Raw genomic sequence first — 20,211 nt, 5'->3', positions numbered from 1 at the left:
CGGGCTCCCTTGGGGTTTGTTGCCCGCCGGGGGGGTTTGGTTGAAAAACCCCCGGGCCCCGCTGGCCCCGTGCACCCCCCCCAACACCTCCCGGTAGCGGGTTTTTGGGGGGGGGCCGCTTTGGGGGGCCCCACCGCAAGTCCCTTCTCAGGCAGGTGAGTGTCATGCGACGACGCGTTGCCCCGGACCCGATCCGGCGCGAGGCCGGCGAGATCGCCGCCGCCTGCGCCGACACCTACACCGTGCGCGGTGAGCCGTTCTGGTGGCACTTCGACCCGGTGGCCGACCGTCCGGCCCGCCGCCAGGGCTGGAAGATCCACGTGAGTGCCTCGCCCCTGCACGCCGCCGAGGTGTTGCGCCGGGTGGCCGCCGTCGTCGTTCCGCTGTCACTGCGCTGGAAGGCCGCGCGGTCCGTCGACAAGCTGATGGACCTCAGCTCGCCGCCCTCCCCGCTGACCCAGTCCGGCAAGTTCATCACCATCTACCCGGAGTCGGACGTCGAGTCGCTAGCGGCGGCGTTGGACGCGGTCACCCGCGAGTTCGACGCGCCCGTCGTCCCGTCCGACCGCCGGTTCCGGCCGCACAGCAACGTCTACCTCCGCTACGGCGCGTTCGTCGGGCAGAGCGTCTTCGATCCTGTCGAGCAGAGCCTGAAGTACGTGCTCGTCGACCCGTCCGGCCGCCGCGTGGAAGATCGGCGCGCGCCGGGCGTGGCCGCGCCGGACTGGATCGACGACCTGGTGCCCGCACGGCCGCGGGCGTTCCTGGCCAGGCCCGGCAGCGGGCTGTTCGGGCGCGAGATCGTCGTGCAGGGGGTGCTGCGGCAGTCGGTGAAGGGTGGCGTGTTCCGCGTCCTGCACCGAGGAGTGCCGGCGGTGCTGAAGGAAGCCCGGATCGGGACCACACCCGACCGGCTCGGCCGGGACTCGCGCACCGCCCTGCGCAACGAGTGGCAGCTGCTGCGGGCGTTGAGCGGGTCGGGGCTCGCGCCTGAGCCGCTGGCGTTCTTCCACCAGGAGGACAACGCGTACCTCGTGCAGGAGTTCCTGCCGGGACGGACGTTGCGGGCCGAGGTGGAGCGCCGGAACTACCGTTCGGAGGTGTCGCCGGCCTCGCTGCTGGAGCTGCTGGACGGGGTGCGGCGGCTGGTCTCCGCGGTCGAGGCTCGCGGGATCCGGCTGCTCGACCTGACGCCGAACAACATCATGGTCGACGGGGATCGGCTGGCCGTGATCGATCTGGAGCACGCCGGGCTCGTCGACTCGCCGGAGCCGCCGTTCGTCGCGCACACGCCTGGATATGTGCCGGCTTCCGCGCCTTGGGTCGCGGACACGGAGTACGCGCTCGCGGCTGTCGGGCATTACGTGCTGACCGGCATCGATCCGTTTCTGGGGCGGGACGTCGATTACGCCTCGCACCTGTCGGCTGTGCTGGACGCCTTCGCCCCAGGCGGGGTGGACGCGGCGTTGGACGAGATTCGCACCCGGTTGGGTGATGGCGCGGAATCGATCCACCCTCGCCCCCTCCGGGGGGTGCGTGAGGCCCCCACTCCCATCATCTCAAGCGGGTCTGACAGTTCTGGCGACGTCGATTCGACGGTTGGCGAGGACGGGAAGCTCGTCGACACTCCGGGATCCGACGGCGGGGTCGGTTTCGACCCACGGCGCCACGAGCTGACCAGCGGCACGGAGCCGGCCGGACCGGACGAGGTCGCGCTCGACAAGTGGTCCGCGCAACGCACGGGCTACCCCGTCAGCGGCGTCGATTCGACGGTCGAGGAAGCGGTCGAGGCCGGTGAGGAGCTCGTCCGCCTCGCCGAGTGGGATCGGCATCCCTGGCCGTGGCCCCAGCGCTGGGCTCCCGGCTCGATGCACCCCGCCTCCTTCATGGCGGGCACGGCCGGCATCGCACGCTTCTACCTCGACCTGGCGGAAGCCACCGGCGACCGGACCTGGCTCAAGCACGCCGACAAGCTCCTGACCTGGACCGTCGAGAACACCCCCGTGGTCCCCGGCCAGACCCCGCCCGGCTTGTACTTCGGCCTCGGCTCGCTGCCGTGGCTCATGACCGACCTGGCACGGGCCGGCCACGAACCCGAGCTGTGGCAACGGGAAGCGCTCAGGTTCGCCGACGAACTCACGGCGATCGACGTCCACGGCTGGGACATCACCCACGGCTGGGCTGGCGTCGGGCTGGCGCGAACGGCGTTGCTGCGCGCCACCGGCGAAGGAGCGGACGAGGTCTCGAGGATCATCGTCAAGATCCTCGCCGGGGTGTCGACGAAGGACGGCATTCCCGCCTGGCCGAACAACGGCTCGGCGTTCCACGGGTTCGCGCACGGCAGCGCGGGTGTCGCGTACTTCCTGCTGCACGCCGGACGAGCCGTGGACGATCCGGTCGCGGTCGATCTGGCCGTCGCCACCGGGCGTGCGCTGCTCGCGAACGCGGTGCCCGCCGCGCGAGGCCTGTCCTGGCCGCACAAGCCGAACAGCGACACCGTCTGGTCGCACTGGTGCAACGGCGCTGCGGGTGTCGGCATCCTGCTGCACGCGCTGGCACGCCACACCGGGGACGACGACCTGACCCGGGGCGCGATCGAGGCGGGCCGGGCGATCACGACCGCGCGGCCGTTCGGGAGCACCTGCCGATGCCACGGGCTGGCGGGGGACGGGGACTTCCTGCTCGACCTGGCGGCGGACCACGAGGAGTTCCACGAGGGCGCCGTCCACATCGGACGCAAGCTCGACGCGCTGCGGTTCCGGGACGGGTTCGCCGTCAAGTGGGCGCCGGAAGGCCTCGGCGTGCCCCGGCCCGACTACATGCGCGGCTACACCGGCGTGCACGCGTTCCGGCTTCGGCTCGCGGGCCACGTCGCCCGTTCGCCACTGACCCTGCGACTCGAGGAGCGACCGTGAACCTCACCGACCTCCTGGTCCACGAGATGGTCGTGGACTGGGGGCCCAACCGGCGCGTCATCACCAAGCGCAACGGCGAGACGGTGTTCGAGTGCGTCGTGCGGCCGGCCCCCGGCCTCACGTACGTCACGGAATGCCTGCCGCAGCGCGACGACCCGGCGACCGTGGCGCATCTGGCGGAAGTGCTCGTGCACCTCCAGGGACTGGGGATGAACGACATCGTCGCGGTCCACCCGGAGTTCTGGGACGTCGGCGGCACGGACTGCGGCCGCATCGTGCCGATGTGGGTCAAGCTCGACAGCGAGATGATCGCGTCATTCGAACGGGCGCTGCCGGTCGGGTACCGGATCGCGCCGTTCACGGACGACCTGCCGGGCGACGACCACGACCGCGGCGTGTTCCAGGAGATCGTGTCCGGGCAGTACGGGCCGCTCATCGACGGCGCCAGCCTGCGGATCGTCGCCGACGGCACCCAGGGCGCGATCGCCGTGTCGGAGGACCGGGGTGTGCCGCTGATCGGGCACCTCGTGGTCGAGTCCGGGCAACGGGGAGCGGGCCTCGGCAAGACGTTGCTGGTGCGCAGCATGCTCGCGCTCGCGTCCGCCGGTTACGCGGACTGCCGCCTCAACGTCATGGCGGAGAACTTCACGGCGCGCCGGCTGTACCGGTCGATCGGCTTCGTGCAGGACCGCGCGACGCTCAAGGCGAGCCGGGTGACGTCATGAGCGTGACGGTGCTGTCGGTCGAGTCCGCGTGGATTCCCGGCGTGCTGGCCGACCTGCGCGCGCGACACGGGAAGGTCCGCTACTACCTGTCCGCCGGACGGCCGTTGTGGCTGAAGGAAGACGGACCCGCTGACCTGACCACGGCGTTGCTCAGGTGCCACGACGAACGCGAGGCGCGGCTGCGTGCCGAGGTCAGGGCCGTGCGTGAGTGGCTGGCCGAGGGCGGCAAACGGGCCGTGGTGGTCGAACTGTTCGGTGCGCCGACGCACGACGACGTGCGGTTCTTGCAGGAATGCCGCATGCGACTGATGCGCGGGGAAGCGCAATCGGTGACCGTGCTCCGGCACATCCGCACTGCGTTGCCGCGCGAAGGCGACGAGATCCTCGCGATGCTCCGCCTGGCCGGGGGAGCGGTGCCGGAGAACGAGTTCCGCGCCTGGCAGGCCGCGCACGGCTGGGACGACTCGCTCGTCCACGCCGTGACGTCCACAAGGGACGGTCTGCGCACCTACGCCACCCCGGTCGCGCGCCCGTTGCCGATCACTCCGGAACTGGCCGCGGAGGTCGTCACGACCTCGTCCGCGCCGCTGTCGACGGCTGCGCTGCTCACCGATCCGATGCTGGCGTTGAAAGCCTTCACCGCCGGTGCCGCCGCCGAAGCTGCCGGTCAGGGGCGCGTCCTGTCGCGCTACGCGGGCAACCTCTACCGGCGCGCGCTCCGATCCGACGACGTCCCGCACGGCACGGCGGCGAGCGCCTACCTGGCGGCACTGGTCGCGGACCGCCGCCGGGTCTCCGGCACATTCGCAGGCCTGATCCTCGGTCAGGCCGCGAAGTGGGACGTCGCACCGGCTCAGCAGGCGATGCTCGCCTACAGCCTCGGCCAGTTGCTCGCCAAGGACCCCGACCCGGCCGAGCGCTCGTCCGCCGCGCGGTGCTTCGCCCGCGCCCGCGAACTGGATGTTCCGATCACCCAGGTCGCCGCGTCGTTCAACGGCGCCGCCCTCGCCCTCTACCGCGACCGCGACTTCGACGGCGCCGTCACCAGCATGCGGTCCGCACTGAAGCTGCTGGAAGGCCACGACACCGTTGCCGACCAACAGGTCCAGCTCCTGACGAACCTGGCCAAACTGCGCCGCGGCACCCCCGAGGCCATGGGCCTGTACCGGCAGGCGTGGGGCATCGCGGACGACGTCGCCAACGCCACCTACGTCGCGTCCGACCTCGTACGGGTGCTGCTGGACGCGGGGGAGGAGGCCGAGGCGGAGACGGTCGCCACGCGCCTGCTCGACCTGTTCGACCGCGCGGCCGACACGAACCAGGCGAGCGAGAAGGCCGTCTCCGCGGTGTGCTTCCGGCTGGCCGACCTGCGACTGGCTGCCGGCGCGACCACCGAGGCGGCCCGCTGGTACCTCGCCGCGGTCAGCCGGATGCGCCGCGGCGCGCCGGACGTCGTCGACGCGGTCCTGCGCAACCTCGGCGAACAGCCCGAAGCACTGCTGCGGGAACGTGCCGCGCACGCCGTCGTCGCTGAGGATCTCCTGGCACTGCGGGGTCTGCTGGCCGGTGCGGCATGACACTGCTCTCGCCGGGTGGCGACCTCCTCGCCCTGACGCGACCGGGCGAGGTGGGCCTGGTCGCGGTCGCCCCGGACGGCGGCGCGGACCTGGCCGCGACGGACTGGATCGCGGCCGGCGACTGGCACGTCGCCGGTTGGGCGGCCCCGACCCTGGTCGCGTTGCGCCGCCGGGGAGAACTGGGCCTCCTGGACACCGACCGCCGGATGCTGACGTCATCGCATCCGGTGGTCGGACGCACCCTGCGGTACGACGGCGAGGAAGCGCTGATCGCGGTCGTGCGCGACGGCCGCCCGATGCTGTGCGTCCACCGCCCCGACGACGGCGGCTACCGGCTCCTCGACGGCACCGAGGGCGTGCGCTCGGTCGCCGCGTGGGATCGGAACACCCTGGTCTTCACCAGCGACCGGGGCGTGACGCTGATCCAGGACGGCGAGCGGATCGACCTCGACGCGGTGTCGGCGGCAGGGGAGGGCCCGCTCGTCGCGTTGACGGGAGAGGGCGAAGTGCCGGGCGTACTGGATCTCACCACCGGCCAGACGCGGTGGTACGAAGAGGGAAGCGGGGGCATCGCGGTCTCGCCGTCCGGCCTGCTTCTCACGATGGCCTGGACCGACCACCGGTACGTCTACCAGGTGCTGGATCCGGATGGTCACATCATCGGAACGCCGGTGCCCGACCACGGCATCGCCACGGACCTGGCCTTCACCGCCGACGAACGCCACCTGCTCGGCCGCCAGCAGTCCCCGGCCGCCTCACCCGCGCTCGTCCGCTGGGAAATCCACAGTGGACGAATGCGGCCCTTGCCAGGCCAGCAGCGCGAGGAGATCACCGTTCGCTGGCGGCACCGCGAATCGGCGCAGTCGCCGGAATGGCTCTACGAACCCGAGAACGGGCACGGCGGCGTAGTGCTGCACCTGCACGGCGGCCCGCGCAGCCAGCTCAGGCAGATCCACGAACCGATGATCGCCGCGCTGATCGACGCGGGCTGGACCGTCATCGGCATGAACTACCCCGGCAGCTCTGGCTACGCGGACTCGTTCCGCGACGTCGTGGTCGGCGACTGGGGCGGCGCCGACGTCGCGGCTGTGGTCGCCCGGCTGCGCGAACTGCGTGGCGACCGGCCGTTGTGCCTGTACGGACAGAGTTACGGCGCCTACCTCGCCCTGCTCGCCGCCGCACCCGGCCTGGTGGACGCCGTCGCGGTGTGGGCACCGGTCACGGACCTGAACGCCTTGCTGGAGTCCGCGACCGGCCTGCACCGCCAGTGGCTCAGGACCGAACTCGGCGCGCTCGCGGAGGAGCCGGACGAGCTGCGCGAACGCAGCCCGATCCACCGGCCGTTCACCGCGCCACGGCTGCTGATCGGGCACAGCGAAGGCGACGACCGGGTTCCGGTCGGGCAGTCGCGGGCCTTCGTGGAGCGGCTGGGGGCGGAGCGCTACGTGGAGCAGCAGGGGAACGGCCACGAACCAGCGGACATGGCCGCGTGGACCGCTGCCGTCGTGGCGCACCTGGTGGCCCACACCGTGCGTGAGGAGGTGTCGGTGTGAAGACGTTGCTCTGGCAGGCAGGCCGCTGGCGGTTCGCCCTGTTCTGCGTATTGGCGGTGCTGCAGGGCCTCGCCCCGGCCGCCGCCATCGCCGCGTCGGGCGTGCTCGTCGCCGGACTCCCGGACGACCCCGCGCAAGCCACGTTCGGGCTCGCTCTGTTCGGCACCGCGCTCCTCGTCGGCACCGTGCTTTCCGCGGTCCTGGACCACGAAGCAGCGGTTCTCGACGGCCGGTTCGCCCGCACGATCCACGACACGGTCGTCGGCGCCACCCTCCGCACGAGCGCCGCGAACCTGATCGACCCCAAGACGACGAAAGAACTGGGCGCGCTGGCCGAGTTCGAACGCGTCGACGGCTTCGTCGGCACCGTCACCGCTCTCAAGGAGCTGCTCAGACAACGCGCGACCGGCGTCGGCGCGGCCGTGGTGCTGGCGACGTTCGCCTGGTGGGCGCCGATCGTCATGTTCCTGGGCTGGCGCGGCCTGAGCTTCGGCGTGCGGAAGTGGCTCGACCACGGCATGACCCTCGGCGCACAGCAAGGCGAGAACGCGATGCGCCGCGCCCGCTACCTGCGCGGCCTCGCCGTGGACAGCCCCGCCGCCAAGGAGATCCGCGTGTTCGGCCTGGCCGGGTGGCTGGTGCCGCTGTACCGCGACTCCTACCTCGGCGCGCTGGAGGTCGTGTGGGCGGGACGGAAGCTGGGCATGCGCACGGTGTTCGCCGCGACCGGCGGCGTGCTGCTCGCCCATCTCGTCGTCCTCACCGCGATCGCCCGGACCACCACCACACCGGCGGAGATCGTCGTCTACGCCCAGGCGGTGCTGTCCACGAGCGCGCTCGGCTACGTGTTCGGTGCCGAGATCCCGCTGGCCCGCGCCCGCAAGGTCGCGGAACTGGCCAGGACGCTCGTCCGGCGCCTCACCGCGGCCCCCGCACGACCGCAGGTGAGCGCGCCGGCCATTCAGCTCACGAACGTCCACTTCGGATATCCCGGAAAGCCCGTCCTGAGGGGAATCGACCTCACGGTCCCGAGAGGACAGTCGCTGGCCATCGTCGGCGAGAACGGCGCGGGCAAGAGCACGCTCGTCAACCTGCTGTGCGGCATCTACCAGCCGGACAGCGGCGAGATCGCCATGCCCGGCAAGGTGAGCGCGATCGTGCAACGGTTCACCCGCTTCGAACTCTCGCTGAAGGACAACATCGGGTTCGGCGAGGGAGGCGCCGAAGAAGCACTGGAACGGGCCGGCGGCAGCGGCCTGCTCGACGACCTCCCGCACGGCTGGGACACGGTCCTGTCGTCGTCGCACCCGAACGGCCGCGACCTCTCCGGTGGCCAGTGGCAGAAGGTCGCGCTGGCCAGGGCTCTCCGCGCAGTCGAGTCCGGCACGCTGATCATGGACGAGCCCAGCGCCAACCTGGACGTGCTGGCGGAGGAGGAACTCTTCGCCCGCTTCAGCGAACTTGCCGGCGAGATCACCACCATTCTCGTGTCGCACCGGCTGGCGTCGGTGAAGCACGCCGACCGCATCGTCGTCATCGCGGACGGCCGCATCGCCGAGGACGGCACCCACGCCGAACTGATGGCGGCGAACGGGCAGTACGCCGCGATGTACTCCCTGCAGGCAGAACGGTTCGCGGAGGTGAGCCATGCGTGAGATCCGCGTCCTGGTCGCGATGGCGTGGCGGGTGGACCGCAGGCTGACCCTCGCGATGATCGCCGAGCCGTTCGGCAACACCCTCGTGCTGCTCTCGGGGCTGTGGCTGGCGATGCTCACCAACGGCGTGATCCAGAACGACATCCGCCAGGTCGTCACCGGTGTCGCCGCGCTCGTGCTCGGCGCCGGACTCGGCTGGCAGCTCGACCTGTCGGCCAGCCAGTGGCGGATGGTGCTGGGGGAGAAGGTCGCGCACGCCTTCGACACCGAGATCGCGCGGCTGTCCGCCGAACTGCCCACCCTCGAACACTTCGAACGCGCCGAGTACCAGGACCAGCTTGAGATCCTGCGGCAGCGCCAAGGTCAGCTCGGCAACTCGATGAGCGCCCTCGCCGTCACGATCAAGGCGCTCTGCGCGGGTCTCACGGTCCTCGTCCTACTGGTCGTCGCGCACCCGGCGATGCTGCTGCTGGTGCTGCTCGCGTTGCCCGCCCTGCTGATCACGAAAGCCCAGCAACGGTGGCGGGCAAAGGCGGAGGACGAGTCGGCGTTGCCCGGCCGCACAGCCCGGCATCTGCGATTCGTTGCCCAGGACCGGGATGCCGCCGTGGAGATCCGGCTCTTCGGGCTCGCGGACAACCTCGAACGCCGCATCGGCACGCTCTGGAGCGCCCAGCGCCGGCCGATCGAGCACGCCGAACGCAAGGTCGCGATCCTCTCGCTCGCCCAGCAGGTCCTCTACGTGATCGGCGTGATCGCCGCCGTCGGATTCGTGCTGCACCAGGCGATCCAGGGCAGGTCCGCGCCCGGTGACGTGGTGCTGGCGATCTACCTCGGGCAGCAGGTGCAGACCGCGGTGATCTGGCCGATCCAGGCCGTCGCGGGCTTCGGCCGCACCCTGCACACGGTCAGCCGCTTCCTCTGGCTCACCGACCACGCCCACACGGCGTCCGGAACCGGACGCGCGCCCGAACAGATCGTCCAGGGCATCCGGCTGGAGAACGTGTCCTTCCGCTATCCCGGCACCGACAAGTGGGTGCTGCGCGACGTCTCGCTGACCATTCCGGCTGGTGCGGCGCTGGCCGTCGTCGGGGCGAACGGCGCCGGCAAGACCACCCTCGTCAAGCTCCTGACCAGGATGTACGAGCCGACCGAAGGCCGGATCACGGTCGACGGCGTGGACCTCGCCGACCTGGACGTCCACGAGTGGCGCGCCCGGCTCGCCGCGGCGTTCCAGGACTTCGCCCGTTTCGAGTTCACGGTTCAGCACGCGGTCGGCGTCGGAGACCTCGAACATCTCGACGACACCGGGCACGTCCGCGACGCCATCACCAGGGCCGGCGCGGACGTGCTGGACCAGGACGCCCAGCTCGGCACGTCGTGGGGCGGCACCGACCTCTCCACCGGCCAGTGGCAACGGATCGCGCTCGCCCGCGGCCTGGCCAGGACCACCCCGCTGGTGCGGTTCTTCGACGAACCGACCGCGTCGCTGGACGCGTTCACCGAGGACGCCCTGTTCAACAGCATGACCAGTGCCACCGACGGCGTGATCACCATCCTCGTCACGCACCGCTTCTCCACCGTCAGATCGGCGGATCTGATCGTGGTGCTGGCCGGCGGAGGTGTCGAGGAACTCGGCTCCCACCGGGCACTGCTGGCCGAGAACGGCCGCTACGCGCGGCTCTACCGGTCGCAGGCCAACGCGTTCGCCGATTAACCTGCGGGAATGGACGTCCGGCAGCTGCGCTACTTCCTCGCCGTCGTGGACCACGGCAGCGTGAACAAGGCCGCCGCCGCCCTGTACGTGGCGCAACCGTCGCTGTCCCAGGCGATCCGGGCGCTCGAACGCGATCTCGGCATCGACCTGTTCCGCCGCGTCGGCCGTCGCCTGGTGCTCACCGACGCGGGCGAGGCGTTGATCGCGCCCGCGCGGCAGGTCGTCCGGGTGCTCGCCACCGCGCGGGCGAGCGTTGCCGAGGTCGCGGACCTGCGGGTCGGACGGGTCGAGATCGCGGCGATGCCGTCGCAGTCCGTCGAACCGCTCGCCCGGATCATCAAGGCCGTCACCGAGAAGCACCCCGGCCTGTCCCTGTCGGTGCGCGCCGCCTTCACCGCCGAGGACGTCATCGACGAGGTCCGAAGTGGACGGACCGAGCTCGGCCTGCTCGGCGCCGGCGAACCGCTCGCGGACGCGCGAGTCCACGTGCGACAGTTCGGGCGGCAGCGGTTCGTGCTGGTCTGCCCGGCTGACGGCCCGTTCGCGCCGGACACCGTCGTGCGCCACGAGGACCTGGCCGGGCAACGGCTGATCGTCGGCCAGCCCGGCACCGGCATGCGGCGGGTCGTGGACGAGATCCGCGCGGGCGGCGTGGCGCTCACCGAGGTCGTGGAGACCGAGCACCGGGAGGCCATCCTGCCGCTCGTGCTCGGCGGCGTCGGAATCGCCGTGCTGGCCGAGTCGTGGGCGCCGCTCGCGAGCCAGGCAGGAGCGCTCGTGCTGGCCCTCGAACCCGCCCGCTATCTGCACCTGGCGCTGGTCACGGGACTGGGCGAGCTGACTCCGGCGGCGAGCGCGTTCCTCGACGTCGCTCATAGCCTGAGCCTCTAACGCTGCGTGGACCTGCGTCTTGGACGCGGTCCGGGCGGCGGTGGTGTAGTCGGGTCCATGGTCACTCACCGCATCGCGCTCATCCCGGGGGACGGCATCGGCCAGGAGGTCACGCCGGCGGCCTGCCGGGTGCTCGACGCCGTCGGCAGGCGGCACGGCATCGCGTTCGCCTACGACGAGTTCGACTGGTCCTGCGCGCGGTACGTCGAGCAGGGCGCGATGATGCCCGCCGACGGGCTCGACCGGATTCGGCATCACGACGCAGTGCTGCTCGGGGCGGTCGGCGATCCGACGGTGCCGGACCACGTCTCGTTGTGGGGCCTGCTGATCCCGATCCGGCGGAGCTTCCGGCAGTACGTGAACCTGCGGCCGGTCAAGGTGTTCGAGGGCGTCGAGAGCCCGGTGCGCGGAGCGGGCGCGATGGACCTGGTCGTGGTCAGGGAGAACGTCGAGGGCGAGTACAGCGAGGTCGGCGGCCGGTTCGGGCGGGGGTTCCCGGAGGAGATGGCCGTGCAGGAGTCGGTCTTCACGCGGGCCGGGGTCGAGCGGATCGCCGAGTACGCGTTCCGGCTGGCGGGGCAGCGGCGCGGGCACGTGACGTCCGCGACCAAGTCGAACGGCATCGTGCACACCATGCCGTTCTGGGACGAGGTGGTCGCTCGGACCGCACTGTCCTTTCCGGACGTCACGGTGCACTCCGAGCACATCGACGCCTTGTGCGCCAAGGTGGTTCTCGATCCGGCGCGGTTCGACGTCATCGTCGGCTCGAACCTCTTCGGCGACATCCTCAGCGACCTCACCGCCGCCGTCGCGGGCAGCATCGGCATCGCGCCGTCCGCGAACATCAACCCGGAGCGCGACTTCCCGTCGATGTTCGAACCGGTGCACGGCTCCGCGCCGGACATCGCGGGCAAGGGCGTGGCCAACCCGCTGGGCGCGATCTGGACCGCCGCGCTGATGCTCGACCACCTCGGCCATCCCGGGGCCGCCGCCGAGGTCGAGCGCGCGATCGCGGACGTGCTGGCGTCGACCCCCGTCCGCACGCCGGACCTGGGCGGCACCGCCTCGACCGGCGAGTTCACCAAGGAAGTACTCGACCGTGTCTGAGCGCCGGGTCGTCATCGCGCCGGACAAGTTCAAGGGCACGCTGACCGCTATGGAGGTCGCGCAGGCGCTGGCGGCCGGCATCGGGAACGCCCGGCTCGCGCCACTGGCGGACGGAGGTGACGGCAGCGTCGACGCCGCGGTGCGAGCCGGGTTCGAACGCCGGACCGTCACCGTGCGGGGTTCGTTCGGCGAGCCGGTGATCGCCCCGCTGGCGGTGAAGGACGACACCGTTCTGGTCGAGGCCGCGGCGATCTGCGGGCTCGGCGAACGTCGTGATCCGCTCGCCGCCAGCACGTTCGGGGTGGGTGAGGCCATCCTGCACGCGCTCGACTGGAACCCGAAGACCATCGTCCTCGCGGCCGGCGGCACCGGGACGGTCGACGGCGGCGCGGGCATGCTCGCGGCCCTCGACGGGCGGGTGCCGGAGGTGGAACTCGTGCTCGCGAGCGACGTCGACAACCCGTTGATCGACGCCGCCACCGTCTACGGCCCGCAGAAGGGCGCCGGCCCGGCCGAGGTCGCGGTGCTCGTGGAGCGGCTGACCCGGCTCGCGCAGGAGCATCCGGAGCTGGCGTCGCGACCGGGCGCCGGTGCAGCGGGAGGACTCGGCTTCGCGGCGTTCCAGTTGGGCGCCCGCTACCGTCCCGGCGCGGAGTTCTTCCTCGATCTGGCGGATCTCGACCTCTCGGCCGACCTGGTGATCACCGGTGAGGGCAGCCTCGACGCGCAGACGTTGTCCGGCAAGCTCCCTCTTGCCGTGGCCCGGCGCTCGAATGCCCCGGTCATCGCTGTCGTGGGCCGGTGCCTCCTCACCTCGGCAGAGACGAGGGCCGCCGGTTTCGCCGCGGTGTACGCCCTCGCCGACCGCGATCCCCGCTGTGCCAACGATCCCGACCTCAGCCGCCGTCTTCTCACCGAGATCGGCCGTGAACTGGAGCTGTCGTCATGAGCGTCCCGCTGCCCTTCGACCGCCGCACGATCGACGCGGATGGTGTGAACATCCGGTGTGCCGTCGCGGGTGACGGCCCGCCCCTCCTGCTCCTGCACGGCTATCCGCAGACGCACGTGATCTGGCACCACGTCGCGCCGAAGCTCACCGCGGACTTCACCGTCGTGCTCACCGACCTGCGCGGCTACGGCGACAGCGCCAAGCCGGCCCCCGGACCCGACGATCTGGAGTACTCCAAGCGCGCCATGGCCCGCGACCAGTTGCTGGTGATGAACGCGCTCGGCTTCGACCGGTTCGGCGTGGCGGGCCACGACCGCGGCGGACGGGTAGGGCACCGGCTCGCACTGGACGCGCCCGAGGCCGTGTCCGCGCTGGCGGTGCTGGACATCGTGCCCACCCGCCACACGTTCGAACACGCGGACAAGGACTTCGGCCTGGGCTACTTCCACTGGTTCTTCCTGGCCGCGGGCAACGGCATCCCCGAACACCTCATCGGCGCCGACCCGAGGTTCTGGATCACCACCCGCATGAACGCCCGCCACCACGGTGGCGCGCCCTTCGACCCGGCCGCCGTCGAGGAGTACGTCCGCTGCTTCTCCGACCCGGCCGCGATCGCCGCGTCCTGCTCCGACTACCGCGCCGCCGCGGGCGTCGACCTGGAGCACGACAGCGAGGGTGGCGTGATCGAGGCACCGCTTCTCGCGTTGTGGGGTTCGCACGGCTTCGTGGGCCGCCACTACGACGTTCTGGACGTCTGGCGGCAGTACGCGCGGGACGTGCGCGGGTTCGCGTTGCCGTGCGACCACTACCTTCCCGAGGAACGGCCGGACGAGGTGGCGGCCGCGTTGAAGGACTTCTTCCAGTCCTGAGTGGAGCGCCGTGCCGACGACCTGGGCGATATCGTCCTGATCAACTGATCGGGAGGGCGATGTGCCGGGGTTCGTCGCGGGCATGGAGCGCCATCAGATCGCCGTCTACCTCGGAGCACTGGCCGCGGGTGGCGCGGCCGGCTGGGCCGCTCCTGGCGCCGGGCCGCTGCTCGAACACGCCATCAACCCCGTTCTGGCAGCCCTGCTGTACGTGACGTTCCTGCAGGTGCCCGTGGCCGAGCTCGGGCGTTCGCTGCGCGCGGGACGGTTCCTCGGTGCCGCACTCGTCGTGAACTTCGTGGTGGTGCCGTTGGTGGTCGCGGCCTTCTTCGCGTTCCTGCCCGCTGATCAGGCGATCAGGCTGGGCGTGCTGTTGGTGCTGCTCACGCCGTGCGTCGACTACGTGATCGTGTTCAGCGGTCTGGCGGGCGGCGACAGTCAGCGCCTGCTCGCCGCCACACCGCTCCTGTTGATCGCGCAGATGGTGTTGTTGCCCGGTTATCTGCTGCTGTTCCTCGGTACCGGCCTGGTGGTCGAGCCCGGGCCGTTCGTCGAGGCCTTCGTGGTGTTGATCGCGATTCCGCTGGCGCTGGCGTGGCTCACTCAGGCAGTGGCGGGGGAGCGGGTCGGCGCGATCAGCACCACGATGGTGCCGTTGATGGCCGCGACTCTGTTCGCCGTGGTGGCGTCGCAGGTGCCGAAGCTCGGCGACGACCTCGGGCAGGTCGTCGGCGTGGTGCCGTTCTACGTGGCGTTCCTGGTGGTCATGGCGTTCGCCGGGGTGGCCGTCGCGCGGGTGTTCCGGCTGGACGTGGCCGCTGGGCGGGCGATCGTGTTCACCGGGGCCACGCGCAACTCGCTGGTCGTGCTGCCGCTGGCACTGGCGTTGCCGGACGACCTCGCCGCCGTCGTGGTGGTCACGCAGACGTTGGTGGAGGTGGTCGGCATGGTCATCTACGTGCGGGTGGTGCCGCGCCTGCTGCCGTGACGCGCTCGGCCAGGACCTGCCAACTGGCGCCGAGTGTGTGCACCAGCCGGGTCGGGTCGGGCGTGTCGTCCGGGGCCTGCAGGTAGAGCAGGATCGGGCCTTCCAGCGCGGCCACGAGCTGGAGCGCGAGGATGCCGCTGCGCGCGTCGACCGGGCAGGCCTCCGCCAGGAGCATCTGGACGTGGAACAGCGACGGGCTCTCGCTGGGGATCGGCTGGGCGGTGTCGAGCGAGGCGCGGGCCAGCGCGGCGTGCTGGACGAGGAACTCGAGCCGCGCCCGGCCGTACGCGACCAGCCGCTCGACCGCCGGTGCGCCGGGCCCCAGCGGTGGCGGCCCGGTCATCACTCGGTGCTGGAAGCGCTTCTCCTCCTCGTCGAACAGGGCGTGGAAGATGCCCGCACGAGTGCGGAAGTGGCGGAACACCGTGCCCTTGCCGAGGCCGGCGCGTTCGGCGAGGCCGTCCATGGTGACGTTGCAGGCACCGAGTTCGGCGACCATCTCGCGGGCGACGTCGAGCAGATGGGCGCGGTTGCGCGCGGCGTCGGCCCGAACCTCGCGGGGCCGGGCCAACGACAGCGCGACGGGTTCCACGGAACGTCAGGCCTGCTGCGCGGCGAGCTGGCGGTCGCGCAGCGGGGCGAGCGCGCTGCTCCAGGCCACGAGCTCGTCGAACATCGTGGACAGCGTCGCCACCTGGAAGTCGGACGGGTGGAACTCGGTGAAGTTCGTGAACTCGGTGAACATCGACAGTGACACGCTCGTGCGCACGTCGGCCAGCTTGAGCTCGCCCGCGACGAGACGGAGGTGCTCGACGGCCCTGGCGCCACCGACGCCGCCGTAGGAGACGAAGCCGACCGCCTTGTTGTTCCACTCGGCGAACAGGTAGTCGATCGCGTTCTTCAGCACGCCGGACGTGGAGTGGTTGTACTCGGGCGTGACCATGACGAACCCGTCGAACTCGGCGATCTTCGCCGACCACGCCTTGGTGTGGTCGTGCTGGTACTGGCCCATCATCGGGGGCATCGGCTCGTCGAGGTGGGGCAGCGGGAAGTCCTTGAGGTCGACCAGTTCGAACGTCGCGTCGTCGCGCTGCTCCGCGTGCTCGAGGACCCACCTGGCGACCTGCTCGCCGTTCCGGCCGGGGCGGGTGCTGCCGATGATGATTCCGATGTGTGTCATGTCCTGAAGTCCTTTGCCGAGACCATCTTGGGGTTAAGCGGACTGCACCCCGTTTCTGTAAATGGACTCTACCCCGCTTCCTGTCATCCAGCTCGGTGCCGTGGGTCACAACGGCCGTCTTCTACGATGACCAGATGAGGGGCGGCTGGGGGCTGCGGTGGCGGGAAGCCGCGTTGTGGGTGGTCCTGGCGGTGCCGCTGGTGGCGGAAGCGTGGGACGGGCTGATCGCTGGTCTGGTCCTGCTGACCGCCGCGGTGCTGCTCTTCCGCAGGTTTCCGGTGTGGACGCTGTGCGCGCTCGTCACCGCCGCGGCGATACCCGCGCTGGTCCTGGCGCCGACCGTGACGAACCCGCCGTGGGTCTGGCCGTTCCTCGCGGCCGGGGTGTTCGGGTTCCGGGCCGGGCGGCGGGTGCCGGAACCGGTGCTGGTGCCGCTGGCGGCCGTGCTGCTCGCCGGGCTGCCGGTCAGCGTGCTGGCGGACGGCTCGGTGCGCGGCGGGTTCGGCGTGCTGTTCGGGATCTACGACTGGTTCCTGCTGGTGCTGATCGTGCTGGTCGTGGTGCTGGGACCGTGGCTCGCCGGCCGGTACCTGCGGTCGCGCGCCGCACTCGTGGCGGCGGGGCAGGAGCGGGCCGCGTTGCTGGAACGGGCCCGCATCGCCAGGGAGATGCACGACTCGCTCGGCCACGAGTGGGGGCTCATCGCGTTGCGCGCCGCGGCTCTCGAGGTGGCCCCGGACCTGCCCGAACGGCATCAGGTCGCGGCCGGAGAGATCCGGGCGGGAGTCGCGGCGGCGACCGAGCGACTGCAGGAGATCATCGGTGTGCTGGGTCCGCGGGACGACCGGCCAGGCGTCGGCGAACTCGTTGAACGCGCCGCGGCCGCCGGCATGGACGTCACGTGGACCCCGGCCGAGCCGTCACCGGAAGCCGTCGAACGCGCCGTGTGCCGGATCGTCCAGGAAGGACTGACCAACGCCGCCAAACACGCGCCCGGAGCACCGGTCAGCGTGCGAGTCGAACGCTCGTACAACACCACGACCGTCACCGTCGCAAATGGACCGGCGACGAGGAGTTCCGTTGCGACGAGCGGAGGTGCCGGGCTGGCAGGGCTGACCGAACAGGCCAGGCTGCTGGGCGGCACGCTCACCGCCGAACCGCACGAAGGCGGGTTCGCACTGGTGGCGGAACTACCGCACGACGCGCGGCCGGCGACCGTCAGCGCGCCGGCTCGCCGAAACCTGATCCGCGTGGCGCGGAAACCGCTCCTGATCGGCACCTCGGTCGCCGTGCTGGCGATGGCCCTCTACGCGGTGGTCGGCGCGAACAACAGCCTCGACCCCGAGGTGTTCGACCAGATCCAGCTCGGCGCGCCGCGCGCGGACGTCGAGGCCGTGCTGCCACCGTTCCAGATCCTGGGGGACTCCGAACGCATGCTGTCCGACCCGCCGAAGGGCGCCGACTGCCGCTACCACTGGTCCGCCGTGCAGACCGACGACCGGCTGTTCTTCCGCCTGTGCTTCGCCGAGAACCGGTTGGTGCTCAAGGAAACCGTGCCGCGCAGCGCCATCTCGGCTGAGGTGACGGGGTGATCAGGGTCCTGCTCGCCGACGACGAGCCGCTGACCAGAGCCGGCGTCCGGGCCGTGCTCGGCGCCGACCCGGAGTTCGGGGTGGTGGGCGAGGCGGCCGACGGGCGCGCGGCCGTGGAACTCGCTCAGGCGCACCGGCCGGACGTCGTGCTGCTCGACATCATGATGCCGGGCATGGACGGCCTCGCCGCCGCAGCGGAGATCCGCCGCACCGTCCCGGGCACCGGCGTGATCATGCTGACGACGTTCTCCGAGGACGAGCACATCGCCCGCGCGTTCGACGGCGGTGCCAGCGGATTCCTGCTCAAGACAGGCGATCCCAGGGAACTCTTCGCGGGCATCAGGGCCGTGGCGGAGGGGGCGGCGTACCTGTCGCCGAAGATCGCGCACTGGGCGATCCGGCGGCTGGGCGGCGAACGGGAGACCGGCGCGGCCCGTGCGCGAGACCTCGTCGCGAGGCTCACCGATCGCGAACGGGAGGTGCTCGCGCTGGTCGGTGCCGGGCTGCCGAACGCCGAGATCGCCCGGCGCCTGCACGTCGTGGAGGGCACGGTGAAGGTGTTCGTGGGCTCCATCCTGCGCCGCCTGGAGGTGCCGAACCGGGTGCGGGCGGCGATCATCGCGTTCGAGGCGGGGCTCGTCGTTCAGGGTTGATCTATGCCTTTCGGCCAGTCCCCACGACAGCCTTCGGCAGATGCCGGTCGGTGGTGGTGATCGACAGGCTGGCCACATGAGAACCAGGTACGAGGCCGTCGTCGCGGCGGTGGGGCTGACGGCGGTGATGGCGGTTCCGGCCGCGGCCGAACCCGTCGCGCTGGCACTGCCGAGGCCGTCCGGGCCGTTCCCCGTGGGCACCACCGAACTGCACCTCGTCGACCAGTCGCGCACCGACCCGTGGGCGCCGGGCCGGTCACGGGAACTGATGATCTCCTTCTGGTACCCGGCGATCCCCGCGCTCAAGGCCCCGTCCCGTCACCTCAGCCCCGGGATCGCGGCGTTCTACGACCAGACCTCCGGCCCCTCGGTCGGGCTGGACCCCGGCGTCGCCGACTTCGCGGGCACCCGAACTCACGCGCGGACCGCCGCCGCCCTGCCCGGCCGCCGACCCGTGATCCTCTACTCGCCGGGAGGCGGGCACTCCCGCTCGTTCGGCACCACGCTGGTCGAGGACCTCGCCAGTCGTGGCTATGTCGTCGTGACCGTCGACCACACCTTCGCCGGACCCGTCGAGTTCCCCGACCGCGTGGAACTCCCGGTGAGCCGCGCGGACACGGCGTTGATGATGCGGGAACGCGTGCGCGACACCAGCTTCGTGCTGGACCGGCTCGGCTCCACGGCCCTCGCCGGCACGATGGACCTGGAGAGGGTCGGCATGGTCGGCCACTCGATGGGCGGGTTCACCGCCGCCGAGGCCATGCTCACCGACCCGCGCATCGACGCGGGCGCCAACCTCGACGGCAGCATGGACCCGAACTCCGGCCAGGCCAGCGCGCGGGGCGCCCACCGGCCGTTCCTGCTCATGGGTGGTGGGACCAGCGGCTCGGACAAGCACCCGCACAATCACGCGCACGCACCGGACTGGGCGTCGTTCTGGGCGAACTCGACAGGCTGGAAGCGGGACGTCTACCTGCCGGAGGCGGAGCACGCGAGCTTCACCGACGCCCAGGTGCTGCTGCCTCAGATCGATCAGAAACACCCTCTGCCCGCTGACAAACTCGCGGCGGCCATCGGCACCGTCGACCCGCGCCGGAGCCTGACCGCTCAGCGCGACTACCTCGCCGCGTTCTTCGGCCTGCACCTGCGCGGGCAGCACACGACCCTGTTCGACGGCGACTCTCCCGCCCATCCGGACGCGAGGCTCGTCCCGTGACCGCGTTCCTCGACTGGCTCGCGCAGCTGCCGCCTGCCTGGGTGGTCGTCGCCGCCGGACTGCTCGTCTTCGGCGAGTGCACGCTCGGCCTGGGGTTCATCGCTCCCGGCGAGACCGGTCTCTTCGTGCTCGGCACGACCGCCACCAGCCCGTCCGCGTTCGTGGTGATGTGGCTGGTGACCACGGTGTGCGCGGTGGGAGGCGACTCGGTGGGGTTCCTGATCGGCCGGCGCTACGGCGCCCGGCTGCGCGAGACGCGGATCGTGCGGCGGCACGGCGCGCGGCATTGGGACCGTGCAACGGACTTCCTGCGCAGACGGGGAGCGGTCGCGGTGCTGATCGCGATCTTCCTCCCGGTGCTGCGCACCCTGCTGCCCGCCGGGGCAGGAGCGGCCGGGCTGCCGTACCGGACGTTCCTGCCCGCCGTTCTCGCCGGCGCCACGGGCTGGTGCGCGCTGCACATCGGCCTCGGCGCGGCGGCGGGGGAGACCGCCCGGCGGATCGAGAAGCTCATCGGCACCGGGAGCACGGTCGCGGCCGTCGCTGTGGTCGTCGTGGTGGCGGTGGTGCTGCTGCGCAGGCGGTCAGAAATCGAGAAGCAACGGTCCGGGGGTGGCGCCTAGC

The 20,211-nt window shown here is 71.3% G+C and carries 17 protein-coding genes; 15 read left to right on the top strand and 2 right to left on the bottom strand.

What is annotated here, in order from left to right:
• Nucleotides 1-164: 164 nt before the first annotated feature.
• The 11 genes from ACH413_RS44565 to ACH413_RS44515 all read left to right on the top strand — a co-directional run bounded on the left by ACH413_RS44565 (nt 165) and on the right by ACH413_RS44515 (nt 14,946).
• Nucleotides 165-2,915, top strand: a complete 2,751-nt coding sequence (locus tag ACH413_RS44565) for a lanthionine synthetase LanC family protein (RefSeq protein ID WP_360039070.1) — start codon at nt 165-167, stop codon at nt 2,913-2,915.
• A complete protein-coding gene (locus ACH413_RS44560) occupies nt 2,912-3,640 on the top strand; it encodes a GNAT family N-acetyltransferase (RefSeq protein ID WP_360039067.1) in 729 nt (242 codons plus the stop codon). The genes ACH413_RS44565 and ACH413_RS44560 overlap by 4 nt, the downstream gene beginning before the upstream one ends.
• Nucleotides 3,637-5,217: a hypothetical protein gene (locus ACH413_RS44555; RefSeq protein ID WP_360039064.1), complete on the top strand. Its 1,581-nt coding sequence runs from the start codon at nt 3,637-3,639 to the stop codon at nt 5,215-5,217. Before ACH413_RS44560 ends, ACH413_RS44555 begins: the two co-directional genes overlap by 4 nt.
• Entirely contained in the window at nt 5,214-6,770 is a 1,557-nt protein-coding gene (locus tag ACH413_RS44550; protein ID WP_360039061.1) for an alpha/beta fold hydrolase, read from the top strand. Before ACH413_RS44555 ends, ACH413_RS44550 begins: the two co-directional genes overlap by 4 nt.
• On the top strand, nt 6,767-8,425 hold the full coding sequence (locus ACH413_RS44545) for an ABC transporter ATP-binding protein (protein WP_360039058.1): 1,659 nt from the start codon (nt 6,767-6,769) through the stop codon (nt 8,423-8,425). Before ACH413_RS44550 ends, ACH413_RS44545 begins: the two co-directional genes overlap by 4 nt.
• Nucleotides 8,418-10,142 carry an ABC transporter ATP-binding protein gene (locus tag ACH413_RS44540; protein WP_360039055.1) on the top strand — a complete coding sequence of 575 codons (1,725 nt, stop codon included), beginning with the start codon at nt 8,418-8,420 and terminating at the stop codon, nt 10,140-10,142. Before ACH413_RS44545 ends, ACH413_RS44540 begins: the two co-directional genes overlap by 8 nt.
• Before the next feature lie 9 nt (nt 10,143-10,151).
• Nucleotides 10,152-11,033 carry a LysR family transcriptional regulator gene (locus ACH413_RS44535; RefSeq protein WP_360039052.1) on the top strand — a complete coding sequence of 294 codons (882 nt, stop codon included), beginning with the start codon at nt 10,152-10,154 and terminating at the stop codon, nt 11,031-11,033.
• A 57-nt stretch (nt 11,034-11,090) separates the two neighbouring features.
• Nucleotides 11,091-12,140 (top strand): tartrate dehydrogenase, encoded by a 1,050-nt coding sequence (locus ACH413_RS44530; RefSeq protein WP_360039049.1) that lies wholly within the window; start codon nt 11,091-11,093, stop codon nt 12,138-12,140.
• Nucleotides 12,133-13,089 (top strand): glycerate kinase, encoded by a 957-nt coding sequence (locus ACH413_RS44525; protein ID WP_360039046.1) that lies wholly within the window; start codon nt 12,133-12,135, stop codon nt 13,087-13,089. The genes ACH413_RS44530 and ACH413_RS44525 overlap by 8 nt, the downstream gene beginning before the upstream one ends.
• Complete coding sequence (locus ACH413_RS44520) at nt 13,086-13,958, top strand: alpha/beta hydrolase (protein WP_360039043.1); 873 nt, start codon at nt 13,086-13,088, stop codon at nt 13,956-13,958. Before ACH413_RS44525 ends, ACH413_RS44520 begins: the two co-directional genes overlap by 4 nt.
• 82 nt (nt 13,959-14,040) lie before the next feature.
• On the top strand, nt 14,041-14,946 hold the full coding sequence (locus tag ACH413_RS44515; protein ID WP_360039550.1) for an arsenic resistance protein: 906 nt from the start codon (nt 14,041-14,043) through the stop codon (nt 14,944-14,946).
• Here ACH413_RS44515 and ACH413_RS44510 read toward each other — a convergent pair.
• Complete coding sequence (locus ACH413_RS44510; protein WP_360039040.1) at nt 14,909-15,538, bottom strand: helix-turn-helix domain-containing protein; 630 nt, start codon at nt 15,536-15,538, stop codon at nt 14,909-14,911. The two genes, ACH413_RS44515 and ACH413_RS44510, sit on opposite strands and share 38 nt — an antisense overlap.
• Nucleotides 15,539-15,544: 6 nt before the next feature.
• On the bottom strand, nt 15,545-16,126 hold the full coding sequence (locus ACH413_RS44505; RefSeq protein WP_360039037.1) for an NAD(P)H-dependent oxidoreductase: 582 nt from the start codon (nt 16,124-16,126) through the stop codon (nt 15,545-15,547).
• Nucleotides 16,127-16,260: 134 nt separating this feature from the next.
• Here ACH413_RS44505 and ACH413_RS44500 point away from each other — a divergent pair, with 134 nt between their 5' ends.
• The 4 genes from ACH413_RS44500 (at nt 16,261) to ACH413_RS44485 (ending at nt 20,210) form a co-directional block, all read left to right on the top strand.
• On the top strand, nt 16,261-17,718 hold the full coding sequence (locus tag ACH413_RS44500; protein WP_360039034.1) for a histidine kinase: 1,458 nt from the start codon (nt 16,261-16,263) through the stop codon (nt 17,716-17,718).
• Complete coding sequence (locus tag ACH413_RS44495; RefSeq protein ID WP_360039031.1) at nt 17,715-18,371, top strand: response regulator transcription factor; 657 nt, start codon at nt 17,715-17,717, stop codon at nt 18,369-18,371. The genes ACH413_RS44500 and ACH413_RS44495 overlap by 4 nt, the downstream gene beginning before the upstream one ends.
• Nucleotides 18,372-18,447: 76 nt before the next feature.
• Nucleotides 18,448-19,587 carry a dienelactone hydrolase family protein gene (locus ACH413_RS44490; RefSeq protein ID WP_360039028.1) on the top strand — a complete coding sequence of 380 codons (1,140 nt, stop codon included), beginning with the start codon at nt 18,448-18,450 and terminating at the stop codon, nt 19,585-19,587.
• Complete coding sequence (locus ACH413_RS44485; protein WP_360039025.1) at nt 19,584-20,210, top strand: DedA family protein; 627 nt, start codon at nt 19,584-19,586, stop codon at nt 20,208-20,210. Before ACH413_RS44490 ends, ACH413_RS44485 begins: the two co-directional genes overlap by 4 nt.
• The last annotated feature ends 1 nt before the right edge of the window (nt 20,211 follow it).

It is taken from the genome of Lentzea sp. NPDC020367 (assembly GCF_044387305.1).
GTDB lineage: Bacteria > Actinomycetota > Actinomycetes > Mycobacteriales > Pseudonocardiaceae > Lentzea.
The sequence above is the reverse complement of the archived record's forward strand: the minus strand, read 5'-3'. Positions and strand labels throughout refer to the sequence as shown.